The sequence below is a fragment of the Pseudomonas sp. B26(2017) genome (assembly GCF_002113045.1).
GTDB lineage: Bacteria > Pseudomonadota > Gammaproteobacteria > Pseudomonadales > Pseudomonadaceae > Aquipseudomonas.
The window spans coordinates 334,441-357,388 of sequence record NZ_NEJJ01000001.1; the positions used below are offsets into that span (position 1 = coordinate 334,441).

The following is a 22,948-nucleotide window of genomic DNA, read 5'->3' on the forward strand; positions in this document are numbered from 1 at the left end:
CGCACACTAATTCACCCGGTTATTGCGCATGATCGAGAAGTTCAGCGCCGCGGCGACACACAGCCAGGCCAGATAAGGGAACAGGATCAACCCGGTGATGACATCCAGGCGCAAGGCCAGCACCACCATCACGGCGACGACCAGCCACAACAGTACGAGAATGATCATCGCGGCAACGATCCGCTGGGCACCGAAAAACACCGGTGTCCACAGCGTGTTCAGGGCAATCTGCGCCGCCCATAACGCCAACACCATTTCGCTGCCGGGAATCAGGGTCAAGCGGTAGCCAACCCAGGCCAGCAGCAGGTAGATCGTCGTCCATGCCACCGGAAACACCCAGTTGGGCGGGGTGAACTTCGGTTTGTCGAGCTGCGCGTACCATTGGCCTGGCTTGAAAACCATGCCGGTGGTTGCGGCCGCGCCGCAGGCGATCATGAAAATCAGGAAAGTCACCATTTCATACTCCTTGGCCGCAGCCCGTCTGCCTGGTTTGTTCCGCCGCAGCGGTCGTTCATTCGGATCTTGAGCACATCAGTTCACTGACCCGCGCCACCAGCGTGTCGATCGCGAAGGGCTTGGTCAGCACCTGCATGCCGGGGCCCAGTTGTCCGGCGCCGATCACTGCGTTCTCCGCGTAACCGGTAATGAAGAGGGTCGTCAGGTTCGGCCGGATCTCTCTGCCGGCGTCAGCCAGTTGTCGGCCGTTCATGCCACCCGGCAGGCCGACGTCGGTGATCAGCAAGTCGATATGCACGTTCGATTGCAACACCTTCAGGCCTGCAACGCTGTCGCTTGCCTCAAGCAGGTTGTAGCCGAGATCGCCAAGCACTTCGGTCAGCAAGGCGCGCACCGTGGGTTCATCGTCCACCACCAGAATGGTCTCGCTGGCCTTGGGAACTACAGCCGGTGCGATGTGCTTGTCATCGAGACTGTGCACGGGGTCGCCGCAGTGACGCGGCAAGTAGATGCACATCGTGGTGCCTCGGTCGACCTGCGAGTGCACGCGCACCTGGCCGCCGGATTGCTTGGCGAAACCGTAGATCATCGACAGCCCGAGCCCCGTGCCCTGGCCCAGCGGCTTGGTGGTAAAGAACGGGTCGAAGGCCTTGGCGACCACATCCGCCGACATGCCGATGCCGGTATCGGTGACGCACAGACACACGTATTCACCTTCGGGAATGTCCAGCGCGGCGGCGGTCTCGGCATCCATGGTGCGATTGGCCGTTTCAATGGTAATGCGTCCGCCATCGGGCATCGCATCGCGGGCGTTGATGCACAGGTTGAGCAGCGCGTTTTCCAGTTGACTGGCATCCACCAGCGTCGGCCAGAGCTCCGGCGAGCCAATGGTTTCCAGAAAAATGCTCGGGCCCACGGTGCGCTGGATCAGTTCGGTCATGCCGGTCATCAGCATGTTGACGTCGGTAGGGCGCGGATCGAGGGTCTGGCGTCTGGAGAACGCCAGCAGGCGGTGGGTGAGGGCAGCAGCACGCTTGACCGCGCCCTGAGCGGTGACCATGTATTTGTCGACTTCGCTATACCGGCCCTGACTGATCCGCGTCCCCATCAATTCCAGCGCGCCAGAAACGCCGGCCAGCAAATTATTGAAGTCATGAGCCAGGCCCCCCGTCAGTTGGCCGACCGCCTCCATCTTCTGCGACTGACGCAGTTTTTCTTCCGCTTGCATCAACTCGGCGGTGCGCGATGACACCCGTTGTTCCAGTGTGTCGTTGAGCGCACGCAAGGCGGCGATAGCCCCGTCGCGCTCCGCCTCAACGGTGCGGCGTTCCTCGACGTCGATCAGGACGCCGGGGAAGCGTAGTGGTTTGTTGTCATCGGCACACTCAACGCGGCCGTTGGCTTCGATCCACTGGTATCTGCCGTCGGCGCGGCGCACGCGGTACTGATGGGAATAGGCGCCGCCGCGACCAATGGCTTCGTCGATCGCCGTGGTCAGCGCATCCCGATCGTCGGGGTGCACGCTGGTGATCACTTGTTCGAGGCTGAGGCCCTCGCGCCCCAGACTCGGGTCGAGGTTGAACACCTGGGCGAAGCCTTCGTCGACGGCAAAGCGATCAGTCAGCAGGTCCCAATGCCAGGTGCCGATAATGGCGCCGGCGGCGAGGGCCAGTTGCACGCGCTCGACGTTCTCCCGGGCGATCGCTTCACTGGCGCGCAAGCGCTCCTCGGCATCGCGTCGCTCGGTGACGTCGTTGAACAGGATCGCGATCTGCCGGTCGGCCGGATCGCCGACCCGCACGGCGCGCACATCGAACCAGCGTTCAAAGGTATTGGCGTAATTTTCGAAGTTCGCCGGTTCCCCGGTCTTGGCCACATGGCCGTAGGTTTCGAACCAGAAGCGTTCCAGATTGGGCGCGAACTCGGTGACCCATTTGCCGCGCAGGTTGACCCCGCACTGGCGCTCGAACGCCGGATTGGCCTCGACGAAGTAGTAGTCGACGGGATCGTCGTTGGCGTCGAATTTGACTTTGACGATGGCAAATGCCGATTCAATGGTTTCCAGAATGGTGCTGAAGCGTTCCTCACTGCGGGCGAGCGCAGCTCTACTGGCCTGCAGTTGGGCCGCCACATTCTGCTCAGTGTCGACTTCACTGCTCAGTAGCGCGGCGCGTAATCGCTTTACCTCGGACTCAAGTGCTTCGCGAGTAAGGTGTTTGAGGGTATCCATCTCACCTGCTTTGTTAGGTTTTTCAGGGGCCGGTTTCATGGGGCGGACAGGCCGGACTGGGACAGTGGTCATCGCAAAACGGTCAGGCTTGATTGCTGTTCATTCGTTGACAGGTGGCGCCGTCGTTAAGTTTCACCGATGGTTTCGGGCGAACACCGAGTTCAGATCGACTCCCCCTTGTCCAGGCGGGCCAGCAGCTTCTCGCCGCGTTGCCACAGTGCCTCTTGCCTGGCCTGCGGCATGCGATCGAGGTTCTTGTACATCATGCTCATGCGCTGATTGCCCCGCAGCAGCTCGCCGTGGCGCATCAGGAAATGCCAGTACAGCGAATTGAACGGGCAGGCATTGTCCGCCGTGCTTTCGCTGACCTTGTACGTGCAATCGCGGCAGTAATCCGACATGCGATTGATGTACTGGCCGCTGGCGCAATAGGGTTTGGAACCGAGATAACCGCCATCGGCGTGCATGACCATGCCCAGTGTGTTAGGCAGCTCGACCCAGTCAAAGGCATCCATGTAGATCGCCAGATACCATTCGCAGATCTGGCTCGGTGCGATACCGGCGAGCAGGGCGAAATTGCCGGTGACCATCAGCCGCTGAATGTGATGCGCGTAGGCGTGCTGCAAGCTTTGCCCGATGGCGTGGCGCATGCAGTTCATCTGTGTATCGCCGGTCCAGTAGAACTCAGGCAGTGGCCGGGTGTTGCCGAACGAGTTGCCCAGCGCGTAGTCGGGCATTTTCAGCCAATACACGCCTCGCACATATTCACGCCAGCCGATCAGTTGCCGAATGAAGCCTTCGGCGGCGTTGAGCGCAACGCTGCCGGACCAGTATGCCGACTCCACGTCGCTGCACAGCTGCCGCAAGTCCAGCAGGCCGATATTGAGTGCTGCGCTGATGCGCGCATGAAACAGGAACGGCTCATCACTGGCCATGGCGTCCTGGTAATCGCCAAACCCGGCCAGACCGTAATCGAGAAAGTACGCCCACAGTGCCTGCGCATCGGCATGGGTGACGGGATAGTTGAAGTCATCGAGCGCGCCGTAGTGCTGGCTGAAACGCGCCTTGACCAGTGCCAGTACTTCGCTGGTGATGGCGTCGTTATGGAAGCGCGCGGGGTAGGGGGCTTTCACGCCTTTGGGCAGGGCCTTGCGATTCTCGGCATCGAAATTCCACGCCCCTCCCACCGGAGAACCGTCGCCATTGAGCAGCAAGCGGCTCTTACGCCGCATCTCCCGGTAGAAGAACTCCATGCGCAGCTGTTTTTTGCCCTCGGCCCATGCAGCGAACTCTTCGCGACTGCACAGAAAACGCGTATCGGCGTGCCAGTGAATCGGCAAGCCGCATTCCTTCATCGAGTGCTCCAGCCGCCAGTCGCCGCACTCGGTGACGTGCACTTCTTCGGCCTGCAACAGCGCTTGCCAGCGCTGTAACTCACCCGGCACCGAATTGCGGTTATCTGGATCATCCAGGGTGACATATTCAACACGTACGCCCTGGTCTCGCAGCGCCTTGGCGAAGTGGCGCATGGCGCTGAAGATCAGGGCGATCTTCTGTGGATGGTGGGGCACATGGCTGGCTTCTTCCATGACTTCGACCAGCAACACCGTATCGCGCTCGGCATCGAGTGCCTGTAATGAAGCCAGGTCGAAGGACAACTGGTCGCCCAGTACCAGGCACAGACGGCGGGTTGCGTTCATTCAACTGAGCTCTGCGTTGTACGGATCATGGGCTTGCTTCTGTGCCCTGACGACGGAAGAACAAAGTCACCTGACCAACTTCCACGCCAAACTTGGACATGCTGGTGCGGTTGATCAACGTGTCCTCATCCATCAGATACATCCAGTCGTCCATGCTCATTTCATAGGTCGAATCGTCGACGGGCAGGTTCAGGCGATAACGCCAGTGCAGGGCGTTCCCGGCAATCTGGCCCCGGGCAACGCCGACCACATCGCCGGCGCGACCGCTCCAGCGTCCCTGGCCCTCGGGCGTCAATGTCCATACGCGCTGCTGGCGGGTACCGTCGCTGTACAGGAAGCGCTCGTCGAGAATCAGGTTGTCGCCTTCGCGGCGGCTGACGATCGTGACTTCGAAACGCTTGGTCACTTCGCCGCTGCGCTTCTGGAACATTCCCCAGGCCTTGACGGGCTGGCTGAAAAAACGGTGCAGATCCAGGGCTGGCTGTTGATCGGCATAACGATTGACATCCACGCCGGTGCAGCTTGCGATGCTGAGCATCAGTGTCAGTAACAGCAGTAATCGAGACATTGCCTTACTTCCTGATTGCGGAGGTACCGGGGGAAGTATTCGCCCCGCTTTCTTGTACGCCATGCATCGCACGTACAGGGTTGTGGCCATCAAATTTCGCTTTCTCGCGGCAGGAGGGCCCGTAAAAATAGGTTGGCAGCAAAAAATGTTGTACGCATAAGATCATTTTGTATAGGTATTAAACAAGATAGGCGGAAAAACACCACCTGACAATGAAGCGGCAATTTTTCGTGTGTATCCGAAGCCACACACCACGATGTGAAGGCTTGGTTGAGTAGCGGGGGGCGGGACGAATAGTGATCGTGACGCTCGTGAGGTCTTGCTCAACGGATCCATCGTGCTCCAGTCAAAAACGTTATAGCCCCCATCCGTAACTGTTATTACCGCCGTTAGGTTTGCGCTGTTTAGCATCGATCGGGTTTTTACTGTCGACGAGAACAACAACGTGAACCTCGGAAAAATAATTAGTCGAAGTGCCAAGTACTGGCCGCAGCATATGGCGGTCATTGATCACCGAAGCCGGCTTACATTTGCTCAGCTTGAGCGACGCACCAATCAGCTTGCTTCCAGCCTGCTGGAGAAGGGTATCCGCACCGGTGAGCATGTCGGCATTCTTGCGCCCAACCGAGTCGAGCTGGTGGAGGCCGAGGTGGCGTTCTACAAGGCTGGGCTGGTCAAGGTCCCGATCAACGCAAGGCTGTCGCTGGATGAAGTCGTTCAGATCCTCAACGACTCCTGCAGCGTGGCGCTGATCACCACGGCGGCATTCGCCGAAGCGCTGATCGCCCGACGTACCGAAGTGCCTGCACTGCGCTTGATCGTATCGCTGGACGAAGGTGGCGCCGACATCGATTATCCGACCTTGCTCAGCCAAGGCTGTGACAAGCCTGTCAGCTGTGATCTGCCTGACGACACCCTCGCCGTTTTGCATTACACCTCTGGCAGTTCCGGCGTGCTCAAGGCTGCCATGCTCAGCGTCGGCAACCGCAAGGCGCTGATCCGCAAGAGTATCGCCAGCCCCACGCGACGAGCAGTGCCGGGCGATGTCATGGCTCACGTCGGCCCGATCACCCATGCCAGCGGCATGCAGTTGATGCCGTTGCTGGCTGTCGGTGCCTGCAACCTGCTGCTGGAGCGTTACGACGATCGGCAGTTGCTGGAAAGCATTCAGCGCGAACGGGTAACGCGCCTGTTTCTGGTCCCTGCGATGATCAATCGGCTGGTGAATCTCCCAGACGTGTCACGGTATGACCTGAGCAGTCTGCGCCTGCTCATGTATGGCGCCGCGCCCATGGCACCGTCGTTGGTAAAACGCGCTATAGAGGTGTTCGGGCCGATTCTGGCGCAGGGTTACGGCGCGGGTGAAACCTGCTCGCTGGTGACCGTGCTGACCGAACAGGATCACTTGTGCGAGGACGGTGACTACCGGCGTCTGAGCTCGTGCGGGCGTTGTTATTTCGAGACAGACCTGCGGGTGGTCAATGATGAGTTCGACGATGTAAAGCCCGGTGAGATTGGCGAAATTGTCGTCAAGGGGCCTGACATCATGCAGGGCTACTGGCGGGCGCCACAGCTGACCGCGGAGGTGATGCGCGACGGTTACTACCTCACTGGCGACCTGGCGACGGTGGACGACGAGGGTTATGTATTCATCGTCGACCGCAAAAAGGAAATGATCATTTCCGGCGGCTTCAACGTCTACCCGACCGAGGTCGAACAGGTGCTTTACACCTTGCCGCAGGTCTTTGAGGCGGCGGTGGTCGGCGTCCCCGACGAGCAGTGGGGCGAAGCGGTGCACGCCGTCATCGTACTCAAGCCCGGCGCCGAGATCAGCGCAACCGAAATCATCGAGCATTGCGCCCGGATCCTGGCGGGCTTCAAGAAACCGCGCGGCGTGGACTTCGTCAGCGAGTTGCCGAAAAACCCCAACGGCAAGGTGGTCCGCCGCCTGATCCGCGATGCCTATTGGCAAAACAGCGAACGCCGCATCTGACCGAGGACATCATCATGTATCAACCAAGTGAAAAGGCGCGCGGCATTATCGAAGGCATCGAGGGCTTTGTCCGCGAAGAAATCCGCCCGCTTGAACAGCGTGAAGGCCTCAGTTGGGCCGAACCGCATCCCCGCCAGGTATTGCAGCAGGTCTGGCAGCGTTCGTGCGAATTGGGTTACTACAACATCATGCTGCCCGAAGCCATCGGCGGCGCGGGGCTGAGCGTCGCCGATCTGTGTGCGGTGAAGGAGGCGACGGTGCTGACCGGTTCGATGCTGGCGCCACACATTCTGGGCGAACTGTCCGGTCCGCCGCGCATTGGTCATCTGTTCAAAGTCGCAAGTCCCGTGCAGGTCGAAACGATCCTGCAGCCCATCTGCAAAGCGCAGAAAGCCGTGTGCTTCGCCCTCACTGAAAGCGAGGCCGGTTCTGATGCGGCGGCCATTCAGACCCGTGCGCGGCTGGAGGGTGACCATTACGTTCTCAACGGCGGCAAACGCTTCATTTCAGGCGCACCTTACGCCGACATTGCCGTGCTATTGGCGGTCACCGGACCGGGCACGGGAGCACAAAACATTTCGGCTTTTTTTGTCGACCTGAAAGCACCCGGCGTACGCATCGAAAGCGACTATTCGGTGATGTCCGGCGGCGGTGCGCATGGGGATATTTTTCTCGATGAAGTTCGCGTACCGGTGACCCATCGCATCGGCGAAGAGGGGCAGGGCTTCAAATTGGCGATGGGCCGCATTACCCTCAACCGCCTGCTCCATTGCCCGACGTTGCTGGGGCTGGCCGGTCTGGCGCTGAACCTGTCGATCGACTACGCGCGAACCCGCAAGCAGTTCGGTCAGCCGATCGCGATGTTCCAGTCGATCAATCACATGATCGCCGACATGGCCACCGAACTGCACGCTGCCCGAAGCATGGTGTACGCCACTGCGGCAGTAAATGACAGCGGTGGCGACATTCGTACCCAGGCACCGATGTGCAAGCTGTTCGTCTCGGAGACCGCGTTCCGGATCGCTGACCGTGCGGTGCAGATCCACGGCGGTGCCGGTCTGTTGCGCGGGCATCCCGTGGAGTGGATTTTCCGTGCGACGCGGATGATGCGCATCCTGACCGGAACCAGTGAAATCCAGCGCAACACCATCGCCAAAGGCGTGCTGATGCCCGCTTAGGGTCGCTTGCCGTACGTCCGGCCTTGCGGGCCGGACGCTCCGATAAAAACAATAACGAGAGATGACCATGACTCACACTGACAAACCTGCGCGTCCGGGCACGGCCTGGATGATTGCGGTACTGCTGGCGGTTTTGATGCTGGTGAACTTCCTCGACAAAGTGGTCATTGGCCTGGTCGCGGTACCGATGTCCAAGGAGCTGGGCCTGACCCCCACCGAATTCGGTCTGGTGGGCGGCGCCTTGCACTGGTTTTTTGCCATATCCGCTGTGATCGGGGGATTTGTCGCCAACCGCCGCCCCACGCGCACATTGTTGCTGGGCATGGGGGCGTTCTGGGCGGTGATCCAGTTACCGATGCTGTTCGTCAGTTCGCTGTGGGCCATCATTGCCTGCCGGGTGTTGCTCGGCATTGGCGAAGGCCCGGCGTCGCCAGTTGCGACCCATGCGCTGTACAAATGGTTTCCCAATGACCGTCGCAATCTGCCGGTTGCGCTGCTGCACACGGGCAGTGCGCTGGGGCTGCTGGTCGCCGGTGCGATGATCCCGTGGATCAGCGTGCATTACGGCTGGCGCATGAACTTCATCGTGCTCGCGGTGATCGGTGCAGTGTGGTGTGTGTTGTGGTGGTTGCTTGGCAGCGAAGGCACCCTCGACAGGATTCGCACCGGGCAATTGAGACTGGACGAAGCCAGGGTCGCTTATCGGCGGCTACTGCTCGACAGCACGGTACTGAGCAACTACCTCTGTCATTTCGCCGCCAACTGGTCGCTGGCACTGACCCTGACATGGGTGCCGAGCTACCTGCAGACCGGTTTGGGCATTGACCCGATCATGACGGGGCGGGTGTTTGTACTGTTCGTGGTGGTGACGACACCGTTGAGTCTGTTTCTGGCCTGGTTATCGCAACGGTTCATGCGTGCGGGCATCACGACCCGCTGGTCGCGGGGCGCATTCGTTGCCATTTGCCTGATTGTCAGCGGCCTGCTGTCCGCCGCGCTCATGCTTGAGGGCCTGAGCAACGTGGAGCGGATCGTCTGTCTGACGTTCAGCGGGGGGCTGGCTCTGGTGATGTATTCGGTCGGCCCGGCGATGCTCGCCGAGTTCACGCCGGGCAGCCAGCGTGCAGGCGTCCTCGCGATTGGCAACGGCATTGCGTCGCTGGCCGGTCTGTCGGCTCCGGTGGTCACCGGATTGTTGGTGCAGGGTGCTGGCGCCGAGCATCCGGCGGGTTACGCCGAAGGGTTTCTGGTATGCGGGGCGGTGCTGGTGGTTGCCGGGCTGGCGGGCTTGTTGTGGATGAATCCGCAGAAGACTCGCCAGCGCTTGCTTCAGGTCGACGCTGTCGGGCGGCCGGCAGTGATTTGAGCAAACGGCGCCGTCCGACTGCGCCGTGACAGCTTCAGGCTTCGCCGACAAAACTCAGCGGTGGCTCGATAGTGCGTTCGATCAGGCTGCCTTTCCAGCGGCCTTCGATGACAGCGTCTACAAGCAGGCTGCGCACCAGGTCGCGCATGCAGGTGGCGGCGAACGACAGCGGCTTGTGCTGCGAATGGGCGAGGGACACGGTGCGCGTGATGCGCGGCTCGACGATCAGTCGCGCTGAAATCGGTTCAAGCAGATCCGTCAATGGCGGCCAGTTGCTGATGGTCGCTGCCAGTCCCGCGCGCACCAGACTGCTGATGCCCGGCGCCGACTGTTGTTCGTAGCTGGAATCAAGTGTCACGCCGGTTTCCATTGCGGCCTGTTCGATACGCCGGCGCAGATGCAGTGCGCGCGGCGGCATCACCAGGCGCGTCGCGGCCGCTTCGGCGAGGCTGATCGGTGAGTGATTGGCTTCTTGCGCGGTGGCGCCGACCCAGAAAAGGTCCTCGGTAAACACCGGTTCGGCGATGACGTGTTCCAGCTCCTCGGCATTGGGCACCACACCAAAATCGACCTTGCCCAACTCGATCGCCTGGCCGCCTTCACGGCTCAGGCCGTCCCACACCGTCAATTTGATCCCCGGAAATTTGCTCTGCGCCTGGGTGATGATCGCTGGCAGCAGCAGTGCCGACGCCGTCGCCGGAATGGAGATCGACACGTGCCCCATGGGATTGCCACGGCTTGATTTGAGCTCATCCTTCACTGAGTCGACTTGCTGAATCACCGAACGCGCCACCTCATACAACTGCCGGCCGGCGTCGGTCAATTCGATGCCGTCATGCAGGCGCGACAGCAATTGCATATCCAGTTCGCTTTCCAGCAAGCCGATCTGTCGACTCAACGCCGGTTGGGCAATGAAGGCGCGTCGCGCGGCGCTGGAGAAGCTTCCAGCCTCGACAATCGCGATGAGGTAACGCAGCTGTTTCAACGTCATGGGGTCAATCTCTGGTATGCCGAAGTGTTATGGCAACTATCTGAAGACGCTATTTGTTCAGGTCGGGGCGCCTACTTAGTATCCATAGAGACATAACAAGAGGCCCAGATCAACCGCAACAATCCGCTTGCCTGCTGAGTCAGCGGGCGCTGTCCCCGCTACAAGACATCCCCGGAAATCTCACTCTCGATAAACACAATAAGAGGTAAAGAGTGATGCAATTGCATATTCGCGGTCTCGCTCGACCGTCGTTTTTTTTATTGTCTTGCTGTTGTGTTTCCAGTCCTGCCGTCGCCCTGCAATTTCAATGGAACGATCTCGAAGCCCAGTTCGATTCGGCGCTGAGCCTGGGCACGAGTATTTCCACGGCCAACCCTGATCCGGCGTTACACAACAGCGCCAACAGCGACGATGGCAAACTCAACTTCGCCTCCGGCGATGTGTTCTCGGCGGTGTTCAAGGGTACCCATGACCTTGAGCTGAAGCGCGACAACATTGGCGTGTTTTTACGCGGCACATATTGGTACGACACCGCGCTGCGCGATCATGACCAGCGCTTCAAGAAGGTCGCCGACAACAACCGCAAGCGATCGGCGAAAACCGCGGGCACTCAGTTGCTCGATGCTTTTGGCTACTACCTCTACGACATCGACGGCCAGCCGGGCTCGGTGCGCCTGGGCAAGCAAGTGGTGAACTGGGGCGAAAGCACCTTCATTCAGGGCGGGCTCAACGTCATCAACCCGTTCAACCTGTCCGCGCTGCGCCGTCCGGGTTCCGAAGTCAAGGATGCGCTGGTGCCGGTCAACCTGTTCTATGTCACGCAAAACCTGACCGAGGCACTGTCGTTCGACGCTTTCTATCAACTTGATTGGGAGCAGACTCAACTCGACAACTGCGCGACGTTTTTCTCCAACAACGATTTTCTGCCTGACGGCTGCGATGGCCTTGATGTCGGCGCCAAATTGCTGGGTAACCCTGCCGCCGTGGCCGGGTTGACGCCGTTGGGGGTCAACCTGACGCAAGAGGGCGTGCGCATTCCCCGCGCAGCAGACGATGACGCACGCAACGGCGGGCAATGGGGATTGTCGCTGCGCTGGTACGTCAGCGCTTTGGACACCGAATTCGGCGCCTACGCGGCCAACTATCACAGCCGCACGCCTTACATGGGCACCGTCAGCAGCCCGTATTTCAACAACACCGCGTTCGCTCCAAAGTTATGCGCCAACCTGGGTATTGGCGCTGCCGGGTGCGGGGCATTTGTGGCCTCGGCCGCAGGCCAGTCGCTGACTGGCGCACTGCGTCTGGGGACTTCGCAATATCAGGTCCAGTACCCGGAAGACATTCGCCTGTATGGGCTTTCGTTCGCCACCACCCTGCGTACTGGAACGGCGCTGCAGGGCGAACTGAGCTATCGGCCGAACATGCCGATGCAACTCAACGGCACGGACATTATTCAGTCACTGCTCAATATCGAAGGTCGCTCGCCATTGCTGGGCGAAGGTTTGCGAACCGACCGCGACAGTGCGCTGTTCGATGGCTACCGGCGCAAGGAAATGACCCAGGCACAAATCACCGCCCTGCATTCGTTCGGTCAAATGATGGGGGCCAGTCAGCTGCTGCTGGTGGGCGAAATCGGCGCCACGTATGTCGGCGGTCTGGAGGGGCGCGGCGGCCCCCGGTATGGACGCTCGGGCACATTCAACAGCGGAGAACTGGCCGATCCTCGCGTTTGTCAGGCCATCTCGAAAACGCCGCAGCACTGCAACAACGAAGGGTTTCTCACGCCGTTTTCCTGGGGTTACCGCGTGCGCGCAACGTGGACCTATCCCAATGTTCTGGCCGGTTTCGATTTTCGCCCGAACCTGTCCTGGGCTCATGACGTGCACGGCACAGGGCCGGTGGAAGGCTCGGCATTCAGTGAGGGCTCGAAAGCCATCAGCGTCGGTCTGGACGCGACGCTCGCCAGTACCTACAGCGTAAGTCTCGCTTACACCGATTACATCGACGGCGATTACGGCACGCGCGGCGACCGCGATTTTCTCTCACTGAGCTTGGGCGTCACTTTCTGAAGGGCACGACGATGAAGACCACATGCATGATGCTATTCGGTTTGCTCTGGATCACCGGTGCGATGGCGGCGGACGGCCTTGGCGAACACCTGACCCCGGCGGGAGCGGAACGTGCCGCCAGCGCCGATGGCAGAATTCCAGCCTGGCAGGGCGGACTCGACACCGCGCAGTTTCGGTTGGCCAGCAATGGTACGCCGCTTGACCCATACGCCGATGAACAACCGCTTTATGAGATCACCGCCGCGAATGCGCAGCAGTATCAGGATCAGTTGACACCAGGCCAGATCGCCATGCTCAAGCGGTTTCCCGAAACAATGCGATTGCCGGTCTACCCGACCCATCGCAGTGCCGGCGTACCTTCAGCGGTGGCCCTGTCGGCAGCACGCAATGCTGCCAATGCAACGCTGGTGGATGGTGGCAATGGCTTGAAGGGTTTTTCCGGGGCGATTGCCTTTCCCATTCCCGCCAACGGCCTGCAGGTGATCTGGAACCATCTGACACGCCCACGCAACGCCAGTTACAGCCTGATGTCCGACAGCGTGACGCCGCTGAAGAACGGTCGCTTCGTGCGCATGAGCTCGCGTCAGGACGTCGCTCTCCCGCAACCCGTCTCAGATGATGCGACAGATAATATCCTGTACTACTTCACCTACCGGATGACCGCGCCGTCACGTGTGGCCGGCGATGCCATCGTCGTGCACGAGACGCTCGATCAAGTCGCCCAACCACGCCTTTCTTGGGTCTACAGTGCCGGCCAGCGACGGGTGCGCCGCGCCCCGGGAGTCGACTATGACACCACCGGCCCCGGCACGGCAGGCCTGCGTACCGCAGACAGCCGCGACATGTTCAATGGCGCACCCGACCGGTACGAGTGGAAATTGCTCGGCAAAAAACTGCTGCATGTGCCCTACAACAGCTACCGGCTGGCGTCCCCGGACTTGCGCTACAGCGGGCTGATCCAGCGTGGTCATCTCGACCCGGGGCCGACGCGCTACGAACTGCACCGTGTCTGGGAAGTGGTCGCTACCCTGAAGCCCGGCGCCAGGCACATCTACACCCAACGCCATTTCTACGTTGATGAAGACACCTGGGCGATTCTGGAGGCGGACGTCTACGATCAGCACGGCGAGCTGTGGCGCACCACTGCGGCACACAGTTTTTATCACCCGGTCGGGCAGGTGGCAGTGAACGCGCTGGAGGTTACTTATGACCTCAAGAGCTCGCGCTATCACGTCTCCGGATTGATCAACGAACAACAGCGCCCGTTTGTGTTCAACCTCGCCACCAGCCTCTCGTACTTTTCGCCCGGCGCATTGCGCAGCTTCGGAGTGCGTTGATGAGCGAGCGATCAACCCGTTGCTGGACCGAACGGCTGCTGGGCGAGGGCGAGCCGCCGGACCCACGCTTTACATTAGCCAACGAGCGAACCTTTCTTGCCTGGATGCGCACCTCCCTGGCATTGCTCGGAGGGGGCATCGCAGTCGAAGCCCTGGCGGTGAACGCCTTCGCGCCGCCATTGCGCATGGGCATGGCGCTGAGCCTGATGCTCGTAAGCCTGTTGATCAGTTCGGGGGCTTGCTTGCGCTGGCTGCGCGTGGAGCGAGCATTGCGACAGCGCCGGGCGCTGCCACTGCCGACGTTGGTGCCCTTGTTGACCCTCGCTTGCGTCTTTGCGGCATTGATGCTCACGGTAGTGTTGTGGCCGCGTTGGCATGGTTGATCCAGGCTTGCAGGCCGAACGTACTGAGCTGGCGTGGCGACGCACGACCGTCTCGCTGCTGGTCGTAGCGGTGCTGGCGTTCCGGGCGGGCGATTGGCTGCAGTCCGCCGTCGCAATGGTGCCGGTGCTGGTCATGATGTGTCGGCCCGGACGGCGATATCGGCAGGGCCTGGCGATGCTGGAGGCGGAGCGTGCAATGCCGGCGCCGGGTTCGATATTGAGCCTCGGCGCTGGCGTATGTGTCATGGCAGTCATTGGCGTGGCGGGATTGTTGAGCGGTGATTGACACACCGCTCGGCCTATTCAAGGGGTGACGATGTTGAATCGCGCATCCGCTTCGTCGAGACCGCCCATGAACTGCAAAAACTTCAAACGTTCGCCTTGAATGGAAATGTCGCCCAGGGTGGCTTCCTTGAGAAAACCGGTCTGCTTGAGGGCAATGCGGTCGAGCGTTGACTTGGCCATGCTGACCTCGACATCGGCGTGCTCGTGGCGGGTTCGGTCACGGTGGGTCAATACACCGTTGCGCAGGGTCAGGGCGTAATCCTCGTTCAGGTCGGTAAAGCGCCAGTTGATGGTCAGGTCGCGATCAGCGGCCTTGAACGCATCAATGCGCACCGCCAGGTAATCAAAAAACAGGGTGGGTGTGAGGGCTCGCACCATGTCATCGGCGTTGCCACCGGCACCGCTTGCCGCAGCTACGCCATCGCGCAATTCCTGTGCGCCGCTGAGGTAGGCATTGCGCCACGTGGCGTTTTCGCTTTGATAACCCAATTGTTCCAGTGCGTCGGCCTGCAGTTGTCGCGCCTGAACGTTGTCCGGTTCGGCAAACACCAAGTGGTTGACCAACTGCGCCACCCAGCGATAGTCGCCTGCGTCGAACGCGGTATGCGCTTGCTTGAGTACCTGATCGGCACCGCCCATGGCCGCCACGTAACGCTTGCCGGCATCGCGTGGCGTCAGCGGGTCGAGATTGGCGGGATTACCGTCATAGAACCCCATGTAACGCTGGTAGACCGCGCGTACGTTGTGGCTCAACGAGCCGTAGTAGTCACGGCTATACCACTTGCTCGCCAATTGCGGCGGCAGACTTGTCAGGGTCGCCGCGATTTCCATTGGCGTCAGGCCCTGGTTGATCAGGCGCAGCGTCTGGCTGTCGATGAAAGCGTACATGTCACGTTGATCGGCCAGGTAGTCGCGTATTTGCTGGCCACCCCAGGTCGGCCAGTGATGCTGGGCGAAAACGACCTGCGCCTGATCACCGTATTGGCGTAATGACTGATCGAGATAATGTGCCCAGATTTTCGGGTCACGTACCAACGCGCCACGCAAGGTCAGCACGTTGTGCTGAACGTGCGTGGCGTTTTCGGCCATGCACAATGCCTTGAATCCTGGAAAATAGATGTTCATTTCTGCTGGGGCTTCGGTGCCGGGGGTGAGCTGGAACTCGGCCTCAATGCCGTCCAGTATCAGCCGTTCCAGCGGCTGGGTGATTTCCCGTGTGGGGGCGATGAGGCTGATGGTGGCATTGGCCGGAATTCCTTTGCCCAGGCCCGCATCCACCTGACCGCGCTCACTGCGCGGCAACGCGGCGCCGTACATGTATTGGGCGCGACGCTTCATCGCCGGCCCGGCCAATACGTTTTCACCGATGGCGTGCTCGAAAAACCCCTGCGGTGCAATGACCTGAACCTTGCCCGCCTTGACGTCGGCCTCATCGATCACCCCGCGCACGCCGCCAAAATGATCGACGTGCGGATGGGTGTAAATCACTGTGTTGACCGGTTTGCGCGGTCGGTGTTTGAAATACAGCGCCATGCCAGCTTTTGCCGTCTCGACCGACAGCAGCGGATCCATCACGATCAGCCCGCTGTCGCCCTCGACAATAGTCATGTTCGCCAGGTCCAGGCCGCGGATCTGATAAATGCCTTCGGTGACCTTGAAGAGCCCCGCGATGCTGTTGAGTCGGGCGATCCGCCACAGACTCGGATTGACCGTGCCAGGCGCGTCAGCGTTGTTGAGAAACGCGTATTGACCTGGGTCCCAGACACTGTTGCCCGCGCCATTGCTGACCACTGCGTCATAACCCTCGATCAGGCCACGGTTCGCGGTCTCGAAATCACTACGGTCGGCAAATGGCAGACGTTGCAGCCATTGCGCGTTGCTGTCGAGGGTGATGGCCGTTGCATCCTTGGCTGGCGTAGCTGCCAGGCCGGACAACGGTGCAAGCACGGCCAGTGCCAGCAATGAGGGTCGCAAACGCATGGGGTGTTCCTTGTTATTGTTGAGGGCCAATCACTCTAAGTAGCCTGCCAAAGCGCAGCCAATACCAGAGCGGCATGGTGGCCATCTCATTTTTCGATGCTTTCAAGGCTGCGCGATGGCGAGGATCTGCTCCGACAGCCAGGCCAGCGCCGGGTCATGTTGGCGATGGCTCAGATACACCAGATCCAGTTCGAAAGGATCCAGCGCAAACGGCAGATCATGCAAGTCCAGTGGCAGCAATTCGGCGAACTGCTGGGCGAGCTGAGTGGGCAGGACAACGCAGAGGTCGGTGGCTGCTACAAGGTGCGCGGCCTGCAAGTAATTGGGTGTGGTGTACACGATCTGTCGTTGCAGATTCTGTTCGGCCAGCCATTGATCGACCATTCCGCGGGTTTGCCCGCCGTGCACCCAGAGGTGGCGCAACCGCAAGAAGGTTTGAAGATCCAGAGAGTGGTTGACCTGCGGATGATTGCGGCGCACGGCAACCCGCAACGTTTCCCGGCGCCAAAGTTGCCGGGTGAACCTCGCCGGCAGCTCGTTGAAGCGCCCGAGCACCATGTCCAGATCGCCGCGGTCCAGCGCATCGGCCGGCAGATTGGGTGCCAGGTGCACAACGTCGATGCGCAGGTGCGGCGCCGCTGTCTGCAGATGCGCCAGCAAGGGTGGCATGCACAGCTGTTCGACAAAATCGGTCAACGCAATGCGCAACTGGCGGTGGCTGAGCAGCGGCTGGAAGACATCGCCGATAGCCAGCGTCTGCTCAATTTGCCCGAGTGCCGCGCGAATTGGCCCTTCGAGGGCGAGTGCGCGAGGCGTCGGGCACATGCGACGGCCGACACGCACCAGCAGCGGATCGTCAAGCAGGTCACGCAACCGCGCCAGTGCATTGCTGACCGTAGGTTGCGTCAATGCCAGCCGCTCAGCTGCGCGCGAGACATTTTGCTCGCGCAACAGCATGTCAAGGACGCGCAATAGATTCAGATCAAAGTTCGACATATTCATGGGGAAAATATATTCCATGGTTAATCTAAATTTCAAAAATATCTGATGCGTGCTTAGGGTGGCGGCTGTTCTTTTCGTCTCTGGAGCATGCGTGTGAGTACCTCTTTGGATATCAGACAGGTTGCTGTCATTGGTGCCGGCACCATGGGCCGCGGCATCGTCATCAGCCTGGCCAGCGCCGGACTGCCAGTGCTTTGGCTGGACAGCAATACACCGACTCTCGACGCAGGGTTGAGTGCGATCGAGCAGATCTGGTCGCAGCAGGTCGTCAAGCAGCGCATCAGCCAGCCTGAGGCTGAAGCCAACCGCCAGCGTGTCCAGGCCGTTCACGATTATGCGGCGTTGGCCGAGGTCGATCTGGTGATCGAAGCGGTGTACGAGAGCCTTGAGCTCAAACAGGAAATCTTTCGCGCACTCGACCGCCAACTCAAGCCGCAGGCCATTCTGGCCAGTAATACGTCCGCGCTGGACATCGACGCCATTGCCGCCGTCACGGCTCGCCCGCAGCAAGTATTGGGACTGCATTTCTTCAGCCCGGCGCACGTCATGAAGCTGCTGGAAGTCATCCGTGGTGCACGCACCAACAGCGGGGTGCTCGATGCTGCGTGCAGGCTGGGCGAGCGGATCGGCAAGGTTGTGGTCGTCGCAGGGAACTGTCCCGGCTTCATCGGTAATCGCATGCTCGCCAGCTACGTGGCCGAAGCGCGCAAGTTGTTGCTTGAGGGCGCATTACCCCATCAGGTCGATGCGGTATTGCAGCAATTCGGTTTCGCCATGGGCCCGTTCCGCATGTATGACGTGGTCGGTATCGATCTGGAGTGGCGCGCGCGGCAACTGGCCGGGGAGGGCATGGAGGCACCTTTGGTACAGGTTGATAACGCGCTGTGCGACCTTGGCCGCTTCGGTCAGAAAACCGGCCATGGCTACTACAGCTACCCGGAGGACAGCCGTCACGCCGAACACGATCCTCAGGTCGACGCGCTGGTGCTCGAAATCTCTCATGGGCTGGGTTATCGCCGCCGCGAGATCTCCAAACAGGAAATCCTCGAGCGCTGCCTGCTGGCCTTGATCAATGAGGGCGCGAAAATCCTCGAAGAAAAGATCGCTGCCAACAGCCATGACATCGATCAAGTCTGGCTCAACGGTTACGGGTTTCCCAAGGACACAGGTGGCCCGATGCGCTGGGCTGACGCACAAGGTTTACCCCTGATTGCCGCACGGCTCGAACATTTGCAAAGCCTGTTCGGTGAGTGCTGGCGACCGGCAGCGCTGATCCGCCAATTGATTGCTGACGGCAGGCACTTCTTCAATGTCCAGGAGGGTGAGGTATGACTTACCAGGCGCCACTGCGTGAAATGCGCTTTGTTTTGCACGAACTGTTCAACGTCACTGAACATTGTCAGCAAATGCGCACTGAGCTCGACCGCGACACGATTGATGGCATCCTCGAGGAGGCGGCGCGTTTTGCCGGCGAAGTCATCGCTCCGCTCAATCGCAACAGTGACGAGCAGGGCTGTCAGATGCATGGCCGTGAAGTCAGCACGCCACGAGGGTTTCGCCAGGCGTATCGACAATACGTTGCTAACGGTTGGGCCAGCATGACCGGGCCGCTGGCGTTCGGGGGGCAGGGCGTGCCGCAGATGGTTGCGGCATGTTTTCACGAAATGCTGATGTCGGCTTCCCTGGCCTTTCGCATTTACTCAGGTCTGACTGAAAGCGCGGTGCTGGCCGTGCATCGACACGGCAGCCCGGCGCTCAAACAAACGTATCTGGCGAAAATGGTCAGCGGTGAATGGACCGGAACCATGTGCCTCACCGAACCTCATGCCGGCACCGATCTGGCCCTGTTGCGCACCCGTGCTCAGCCTGAAGGTGATGGCAGTTACCGGGTCACGGGTACCAAGATTTTCATCAGCGGTGGCGAGCAGGATCTGACCGATAACATCATCCACCTGGTACTCGCCCGTCTGCCGAGCGCGCCGCCGGGGGTGAGGGGGATCAGCCTGTTTCTTGTGCCGAAAATTCTGCCCGATGGCCAGCGCAACAGTCTTGGTTGCGGTGCGCTGGAACACAAGATGGGCATCAAGGGCACCTCGACGTGCGTGATGAATTTCGACGGTGCGCAAGGCTGGCTGGTTGGTGAGGCGAATCAGGGATTGGCCTGCATGTTCACCATGATGAATGACGCGCGTTTCCAGGTGGGCCTGCAAGGCCTGGGTATTGCCGAAGCGGCGTTTCAGGGTGGCCTGAGCTACGCCCGTGAGCGTTTACAGTCCCGCTCCCTGGCCGGTGCGGTCGCGCCTGATCAGGCCGCCGATCCGATCATTGTTCATCCCGACGTGCGCCGCATGCTGTTGACGCAAAAAGCGCTGACTGAAGGTTGCCGGATGCTCGCTGCCTATACCGCGCGGCAGCTGGACCAGGAAGGGGGAATGGGCGAGGAACATAACGCGGCGAAGCGCCGTGCAGCGCTGCTGATTCCGATTGTCAAAGCGTTCTTTACCGACGTGGGGCAGGAAGTCGCCAGCCTTGGCGTGCAGCTCTATGGCGGACACGGCTATATCCGCGAGTGGGGCATGGAGCAGTTAATGCGCGATAGCCGCATCACTCAACTCTACGAAGGCACCAACGGTATCCAGGCGCTGGATCTGATACGCCGCAAACTGCTGGCCGACGGCGGTGCCGAGCTCGATGCGCTGATCGATGAATTGGCAACAGGGCTTGATACCGCCCAATCCCATGAAACGCTGCAGGAAATGGCCCGGGTAGTCAGCCTGCGGTTGACCGAATGGCGCGCACTCGGCACCTCGGTCATCGAAGCCTGTCAGCGCGATCCGCAGGAAATCGGCGCGGTGTCGGTGGATTTTCTTGCCTACTCGGCATACGTCCTGCTGGCCGCTCTTTGGCTGCAGGCTGCTGTCTGCGCGCAGCAGGCCTTGTCGCAAGGAAGTCCTGATCGCGAGTTTTATCAAACCAAATTGCACACTGCTGACTTCTATTGGCGACGTCTGCTGCCCCGCGCCGGCGCTCATCGCGAAGCGTTACTGGGCGGAGCGAATTGCCTGATGGCAATTGCGGCCGGCGATTTCAACGCCTGATCAGGCCTGTCACTCATAAAAACAAGGAATCGTGTCGATGCAGTCCTTCAGCTTTGCCACCGCCGCGCAGATTCTCTGCGAAGCCGGCGCGGTGCAACGACTCGCCAACCTGTGCCGGGAACGCGGTGCCCGGCGCGTTTTGATCGTCACCGATCCGGGAATTGCCCGGCTCGGTTTACTTGACGACCTGCTGCCAGGGTTCAGTACTGCGAAAGTCGCTGTGGCGATTTTCAGTGATGTATCCGCCGACCCCCATGAAAACTGCGTACTGGCGGCGGTCGAGCGCGCCCGGCACATCGGTGCCGACCTGATTGTCGGTTTCGGTGGCGGCAGCTCGATGGACGTCGCCAAACTGGTCGCGTTGCTCGCCCACCCCGACAATGCCCAGACACTCAACCAGTTGTACGGCGTCGATCAGGCCAAGGGCAGGCGCCTGTCGTTGATTCAGGTGCCGACCACGGCGGGCACCGGTTCGGAAGTCACGCCGATCGCCATCGTCACCACCGGCGAAACCAGCAAAATGGGCATCGTTTCGTCATTGCTGCTGCCGGATCTCGCCATCCTCGACGCCGTCTGCACCCTGGGGCTGCCACCACAGGTCACGGCCGCTACGGGTATCGATGCGATGGTCCACGCCATCGAGGCTTACACCAGCAAAATCAAACGCAACCCGCTGTCCAGCCTGCTCGCTCGCGAGGCGTTGCGACTGCTGGCGACGAACCTTGATCAAGCGGTACATAACGGCGGTCATCTCGCTGCACGTCAGGCCATGCTGCTCGGCGCCTGCCTTGCCGGGCAGGCGTTTGCCAACGCACCGGTTGCCGCAGTGCATGCCCTGGCTTATCCGCTGGGCGGGCACTTCCATATTCCCCACGGCTTGTCCAATGCGTTAGTGCTGCCGCACGTTCTGCGTTTCAACCTGCCCATGGCCCAAGCGGATTACGCCGAACTTGCCGCGCCATTGCTTGGGGACCGGTTGCAGGCAGGTGATCGCAGCAGCCTCGCCGAGCAGATGATTACGGAACTGGAGCAACTGTCGCAGCGCTGCGGCCTGCCGGCTCGCCTGCGTGATATCAACGTCCCCGGGAATTGCCTCGAACAATTGGCCAGTGACGCGATGCTGCAGCAACGACTGTTGGTGAACAATCCGCGCGAAGTCAGCCATGACGATGCTTTGGCCATTTACAGGGCGGCTTGGTGATGAGCGATCCGCGGTCTGGTGCCAGCTACCGCAACTTCACCCAGATCACTATTCAACCAGATCACTACGCGTTGGCATGACAACGATGCCTGTGGTCACGTCAACAATGTGGTCGATCAAGCATCAGGGAGTGAGCACGATGGCGCCGTTGAACCGACCACTGCGCAAACAGGCCAAGGCCTGATTGGCCTCATCCAGCGCAAACCGGGTGACGTCGCAGTGCACTGACGTGTGTTGCAGCTCGGTGAAAAACGCAGTGCCGTCCTCACGGGTCAGGTTGGCTACCGAGCGCAGGATGCGTTCGCCCCAGAGCAGACGATAGGGGAAAGCGGGGATGTCGCTCATGTGAATTCCGGCGCAGATCACGCAACCGCCCTTGACTGTTGCCGACAGCGCCAGAGGCACCAGCGCGCCGACCGGAGCGAAAATCAGGCCGGCATCCAGCGGATGAGGCGGCAGTTGATCCGAAGGGCCGGCCCATACGGCCCCCAGCTTGCGGGCATAGGCCTGGCTTTCGTGATCCTCGGGCCGGGTGAAGGCGTACACCTGTTGGTGGCGGCCCCGGGCGATCTGGATCGCCAGGTGGGCTGCCGCGCCAAACCCGTAGAGACCGAGGTGGCGGGCGTCACGGGCCATTTGCAACGCACGAAAGCCGATCAGTCCGGCACACAGCAGGGGCGCGGCCTGCAGATCGCTCAGGGCATCGGGAATCGGGAAGCAGAATCGCGGATCGGCAACGGTGTACTCGGCGTAGCCGCCGTCCAGTTGGCAGCCGGTGAACTGCGCCTGATCGCAGAGGTTTTCTCGGCCCGATCGGCAGAACGTGCATTCGCCACAGGTCCAGCCCAGCCAGGGAACACCGACCCGTCGTCCGATCCACTCAGAGGCGACGTCGCTACCCACAGCGGTGACTTCACCGACGATTTCATGCCCCGGCACCCGAGGCAGCACCGCTTGCGGCAGTTCGCCGTCCAACAGGTGCAAATCGGTACGGCACACACCGCAGGCCAGGACTTTGATCAACAGTTGCCGTTCGCCGGGAACGGGAACCGGACGTTCTTCCCGTTGCAGCGGCTGTCCGGGCGAGTGCAGAACCATGGCGCGCACAGGC

18 protein-coding genes are annotated in these 22,948 nt (G+C 60.7%); 10 read left to right on the forward strand and 8 right to left on the reverse strand.

All coding sequences use genetic code 11. The features are described 5' to 3' along the window. Positions 1 to 6 precede the first annotated feature (6 nt). The 4 genes from CAF79_RS01435 to CAF79_RS01450 all read right to left on the reverse strand — a co-directional run bounded on the left by CAF79_RS01435 (position 7) and on the right by CAF79_RS01450 (position 4,954). A complete protein-coding gene (locus CAF79_RS01435) occupies positions 7 to 453 on the reverse strand; it encodes a TspO/MBR family protein (protein WP_085696447.1) in 447 nt (148 codons plus the stop codon). 58 nt (positions 454 to 511) lie between these two features. Beyond that, a complete protein-coding gene (locus tag CAF79_RS01440) occupies positions 512 to 2,686 on the reverse strand; it encodes a hybrid sensor histidine kinase/response regulator (protein ID WP_085696103.1) in 2,175 nt (724 codons plus the stop codon). A 161-nt stretch (positions 2,687 to 2,847) separates the two neighbouring features. Further along, on the reverse strand, positions 2,848 to 4,386 hold the full coding sequence (locus CAF79_RS01445) for a cryptochrome/photolyase family protein (protein WP_085696104.1): 1,539 nt from the start codon (positions 4,384 to 4,386) through the stop codon (positions 2,848 to 2,850). A gap of 25 nt (positions 4,387 to 4,411) precedes the next feature. Continuing rightward, entirely contained in the window at positions 4,412 to 4,954 is a 543-nt protein-coding gene (locus CAF79_RS01450; protein ID WP_085696105.1) for a DUF3833 domain-containing protein, read from the reverse strand. Between the two features lie 445 nt (positions 4,955 to 5,399). Here CAF79_RS01450 and CAF79_RS01455 point away from each other — a divergent pair, with 445 nt between their 5' ends. The 3 genes from CAF79_RS01455 (at position 5,400) to CAF79_RS01465 (ending at position 9,491) form a co-directional block, all read left to right on the forward strand. Further along, positions 5,400 to 6,947: a class I adenylate-forming enzyme family protein gene (locus tag CAF79_RS01455; RefSeq protein WP_085696106.1), complete on the forward strand. Its 1,548-nt coding sequence runs from the start codon at positions 5,400 to 5,402 to the stop codon at positions 6,945 to 6,947. 14 nt (positions 6,948 to 6,961) lie between these two features. Then, positions 6,962 to 8,125, forward strand: a complete 1,164-nt coding sequence (locus tag CAF79_RS01460; protein ID WP_085696107.1) for an acyl-CoA dehydrogenase family protein — start codon at positions 6,962 to 6,964, stop codon at positions 8,123 to 8,125. Between the two features lie 109 nt (positions 8,126 to 8,234). Beyond that, a complete protein-coding gene (locus tag CAF79_RS01465; RefSeq protein ID WP_085696449.1) occupies positions 8,235 to 9,491 on the forward strand; it encodes an MFS transporter in 1,257 nt (418 codons plus the stop codon). Between the two features lie 34 nt (positions 9,492 to 9,525). On the opposite strand, the gene CAF79_RS01470 is transcribed toward CAF79_RS01465, so the two are convergent. Then, a complete protein-coding gene (locus CAF79_RS01470) occupies positions 9,526 to 10,482 on the reverse strand; it encodes a LysR family transcriptional regulator (protein WP_085696108.1) in 957 nt (318 codons plus the stop codon). Between the two features lie 215 nt (positions 10,483 to 10,697). Between CAF79_RS01470 and CAF79_RS01475 the strand changes: the two genes are divergently transcribed. The 4 genes from CAF79_RS01475 to CAF79_RS01490 are packed head-to-tail and all read left to right on the forward strand — an operon-like array spanning position 10,698 to position 14,557. Further along, positions 10,698 to 12,551: a DUF1302 domain-containing protein gene (locus CAF79_RS01475; RefSeq protein WP_085696109.1), complete on the forward strand. Its 1,854-nt coding sequence runs from the start codon at positions 10,698 to 10,700 to the stop codon at positions 12,549 to 12,551. Between the two features lie 26 nt (positions 12,552 to 12,577). After that, the gene (locus CAF79_RS01480) at positions 12,578 to 13,888 is read left to right on the forward strand and encodes a DUF1329 domain-containing protein (RefSeq protein WP_085696110.1); all 1,311 of its coding nucleotides are present in this window, start codon (positions 12,578 to 12,580) and stop codon (positions 13,886 to 13,888) included. Beyond that, positions 13,888 to 14,271: a YidH family protein gene (locus tag CAF79_RS01485; RefSeq protein WP_085696111.1), complete on the forward strand. Its 384-nt coding sequence runs from the start codon at positions 13,888 to 13,890 to the stop codon at positions 14,269 to 14,271. Before CAF79_RS01480 ends, CAF79_RS01485 begins: the two co-directional genes overlap by 1 nt. Beyond that, the gene (locus CAF79_RS01490) at positions 14,264 to 14,557 is read left to right on the forward strand and encodes a DUF202 domain-containing protein (RefSeq protein WP_085696112.1); all 294 of its coding nucleotides are present in this window, start codon (positions 14,264 to 14,266) and stop codon (positions 14,555 to 14,557) included. Before CAF79_RS01485 ends, CAF79_RS01490 begins: the two co-directional genes overlap by 8 nt. 17 nt (positions 14,558 to 14,574) lie before the next feature. On the opposite strand, the gene CAF79_RS01495 is transcribed toward CAF79_RS01490, so the two are convergent. Together CAF79_RS01495 and CAF79_RS01500 are read right to left on the reverse strand one after the other, a co-directional pair. Next, on the reverse strand, positions 14,575 to 16,536 hold the full coding sequence (locus CAF79_RS01495) for an alkyl/aryl-sulfatase (protein ID WP_085696113.1): 1,962 nt from the start codon (positions 16,534 to 16,536) through the stop codon (positions 14,575 to 14,577). 102 nt (positions 16,537 to 16,638) lie between these two features. Next, entirely contained in the window at positions 16,639 to 17,556 is a 918-nt protein-coding gene (locus tag CAF79_RS01500; protein WP_085696114.1) for a LysR family transcriptional regulator, read from the reverse strand. Between the two features lie 69 nt (positions 17,557 to 17,625). Here CAF79_RS01500 and CAF79_RS01505 point away from each other — a divergent pair, with 69 nt between their 5' ends. Genes CAF79_RS01505 through CAF79_RS01515 form a run of 3 tightly spaced genes read left to right on the forward strand, consistent with a single transcriptional unit; the run spans position 17,626 to position 21,837 of the window. Beyond that, complete coding sequence (locus CAF79_RS01505) at positions 17,626 to 18,870, forward strand: 3-hydroxyacyl-CoA dehydrogenase NAD-binding domain-containing protein (RefSeq protein ID WP_371917907.1); 1,245 nt, start codon at positions 17,626 to 17,628, stop codon at positions 18,868 to 18,870. Continuing rightward, on the forward strand, positions 18,867 to 20,636 hold the full coding sequence (locus tag CAF79_RS01510) for an acyl-CoA dehydrogenase C-terminal domain-containing protein (protein ID WP_085696116.1): 1,770 nt from the start codon (positions 18,867 to 18,869) through the stop codon (positions 20,634 to 20,636). The genes CAF79_RS01505 and CAF79_RS01510 overlap by 4 nt, the downstream gene beginning before the upstream one ends. 37 nt (positions 20,637 to 20,673) lie before the next feature. After that, on the forward strand, positions 20,674 to 21,837 hold the full coding sequence (locus CAF79_RS01515; RefSeq protein WP_085696117.1) for an iron-containing alcohol dehydrogenase: 1,164 nt from the start codon (positions 20,674 to 20,676) through the stop codon (positions 21,835 to 21,837). 123 nt (positions 21,838 to 21,960) lie between these two features. Here the strand turns inward: CAF79_RS01515 and CAF79_RS01520 are convergent, their stop codons facing one another. Continuing rightward, positions 21,961 to 22,944 (reverse strand): zinc-dependent alcohol dehydrogenase family protein, encoded by a 984-nt coding sequence (locus CAF79_RS01520; protein WP_085696118.1) that lies wholly within the window; start codon positions 22,942 to 22,944, stop codon positions 21,961 to 21,963. Positions 22,945 to 22,948: the final 4 nt, after the last annotated feature.